Genomic DNA, 2,839 nt, shown 5'->3' on the forward strand with positions numbered 1-2,839 from the left:
CCGATAGTTATCGGAGTTTGCGGCGAGCGATACTACAATAAAATAAAGTGTCCGTTATAATTTGGCTTTTCTTATTTGAATTATGAAAGAGGTCTATTGTAAAGATAATAGTCAATTGTTGCCAAAACCAAAACCATAAACTTTTTAAGTTCAGCTTGCTTTTCTACTTTATACCGAAACTCAATATATAATAGTCCAAAAAAAGGGGACTAATCCCCCCGCATCCCGATAATTATCGGGATTAAGCGGGGCTTTCGGGATATAGTTCGGCATTACCATTCTACAAACTAAATCCGCCGCTGGCGGAGAACTATTTTAGTTTAAGAATTGGTATTACCTTGTAGCTGATGAGTCGAAATAAGTTTCTGGGCAAAAGATAATAGGAGGGAGGAGCTAGTTAATAGTTTTGGAAAGTGCTACACAATATTGCTTCACGGGGTACTATTATTTTAATCGTTTATTCGTGTATATAGATATTTCATATTGGGGAATAGAGCTAGAAATTTTACGACTATGCGGACCAAAAAATATGCAAATGCTCCAAGTATTTTTGTTCTAATATTGAATACGGTTGCCATCTCTATTTTAGTACAGCCATTTTCTATTATTTCATATAAATGATTTTCTGTGTCGTTGGCAAAATTAGCATTCAATACTTCTACATTTAACTCAATGCTGCCTAGGGCACTCAAATGATTTAGATTGTAGGAGCCAATGGTAGTCCAAAGACCATCTATTACTGCTATCTTGCCATGCAGCACCGATTTGTTCCATTCGTAAATCTCTATATGATGTTTGTGCAAATAGCTATACAAATATGAAGTGGCCAAGTGAAATAAAGGTATGTCGGAAATACCCGAAAGTATTATCTTTATTTTAACATTATTTTTTGCCGCTGTTTCCAATGCTTTGCTCAATCTTCTTCCAGGCAAAAAATAGCTTGCAATTATTACTATTGATTCCTTTGAGTTTCGTATATTTCTAATATAGCCCGAGCTAATTTGATTCTTTTTACGAAGCCAATCATTTTGCCTGAAGCTAATAAGTGTATTTCCGCGAGTGGTAATTTCTTGCAATTCCTTTTTTGAACGGGTTCTTAACCCGAATTGTTTCCTACAAATAATATCACAAATTTTATTCACCTTTTCACACACATTTCCCTTCACTAAAATGGCAAAGTCCAGCCAAGGAATTTTACTTACAGAACCTCTGTACTTATCGGCAATGTTAATTCCTCCTACAAGTGCTATTTTCGAATCGGCAACAATTACTTTATGATGGAGTCGCCTGCCGATATATATATTTTGGAAAGAAAAGAAAGGCGAAAAATATCGAAAATTTACTCCTGAATCAGTCAGATTTGCAATAAACTTTTTGGAAAGATTCTTCGAGCCGAATCCATCCAATACTACAAAGACTTTCACACCTTTTTGTGCGGCAGTTTTTAATAAACGTGCAACCCGCTTTCCAGTATCATCATCATCAAAAATATAAGTTTGAAAATGGAGCGTTCGCTCAGCATTATTAATTATTTCTTCAAGCGTATCAAAATAATCAGCACCGCTATGCACCAAGCGAATTTCCTCTGCAGGAATGAAATCTCTGTTGTTGTCAAAAACCACCTTCTCCATCAATATAGTTTTTCGGTCATTTTGTAGTGTAAATTCAGGAAAGGCAAACCGTAAAATTTCAAACGATGATCAGCCCTTAAAATATTTTCTTCATCAACATATACTGTTATCCATTCATGCATCGATTTTACAAATCGTGCCCAGTATTTTCCTTTATGATTGGTCAAAGTAAAATAAAAACCATTGTCACCAAATTTGTGTCCATCGGAGCACAATTTTAAGGAACCATCAACTAAGATTTCTTTACGCATAATTACAGTTGCATTCCCGTTTGGTAAAGGAAAAATAACCTTTAGAAATTTTCCAGAATAATTGGGAACATCGCTAGTTGTATATACACCAGAATATATTACATCATTGGTGCTTTTTAAAATCCGATACCAAATTGTCCACTTTGTTTTTTTAGTAATTGGATTAACAAGTTTTATAATATTGCTATTTATTCCTTTTGCAGCTTGTATAGAGTTTAAAGGCAAATTTAATTGCTGCAGTCTTTTACTAAATACGATAGATAATAACCAACCAAAAGGTTTAAAAAAACCACACCATTCCGACCAAATCTCCATATTATAATTGGATGTTTTTTCATAAAACGCTTTCACTTTAGGGTTTAGTAAATTCTGTTCCGCTGTTGAAAGCTCTAGGTCATCAAAACTCTCCAAAAGCCCAGCCTGTGGCAAATTTTGTCGTACTTCAAGTTTTTCATTCTTTGCAAGCGTATATATGAATTTGTCTTTTATAATATCGGTATCGCCAATTGGTCCTATAAGCCAGGCATCATTAGCTGGATCAAATCTTCGGCCTGTTAGTTTTACCCAAACTTGGGTTATCCAGTCTTGCAAGTGTCTACTCTTTTTATTAATTCTCATGTTTGAATATTAGCTGTATTCAAGTTACAAATGCAACTTTTGTTTTGCAAATTTAGATAAATAAAATTCATTTGCTTCTAAACTATACTTGTTTTTCTCAAGATTTTATAACTAGGGTTCACTCAAAAAGGGGCACTGTTGATTGATAGTAAGGTCTAGCGACTTATTATACCGAAACCCAATATATAATAGTCCAAAAAAAGGGGGACTAATTCCACCCGCATCCCGATAATTATCGGGATTAAGCGGGGCTTTCGGGATTTAGTTCGGCATTACCATTCTAAAAACTAAATCCGCCACAGACGGAGAACTATTATAGCTTAAGAAATGGTATTATAG

Annotated in this window: 2 protein-coding genes; both read right to left on the reverse strand. The window is 34.7% G+C overall.

The window, feature by feature from the left end; genetic code table 11:
• Positions 1-449: 449 nt before the first annotated feature.
• A complete protein-coding gene (locus tag SGJ10_02420; GenBank protein ID MDZ4756980.1) occupies positions 450-1,631 on the reverse strand; it encodes a phospholipase D-like domain-containing protein in 1,182 nt (393 codons plus the stop codon).
• A complete protein-coding gene (locus tag SGJ10_02425) occupies positions 1,631-2,500 on the reverse strand; it encodes a hypothetical protein (protein ID MDZ4756981.1) in 870 nt (289 codons plus the stop codon). The genes SGJ10_02420 and SGJ10_02425 overlap by 1 nt, the downstream gene beginning before the upstream one ends.
• Positions 2,501-2,839 lie beyond the last annotated feature (339 nt).

The sequence above is a fragment of the Bacteroidota bacterium genome (genome assembly GCA_034439655.1).
Lineage (GTDB): Bacteria > Bacteroidota > Bacteroidia > UKL13-3 > UKL13-3 > CANJUD01.

What these genes read in the sequence shown, in the direction of transcription:
- SGJ10_02420 (MDZ4756980.1), bottom strand. Translation starts at nt 1,631, where the DNA reads ATGGAGAAGGTGGTTTTTGACAACAACAGAGATTTCATTCCTGCAGAG.
- SGJ10_02425 (MDZ4756981.1), bottom strand. Translation starts at nt 2,500, where the DNA reads ATGAGAATTAATAAAAAGAGTAGACACTTGCAAGACTGGATAACCCAA.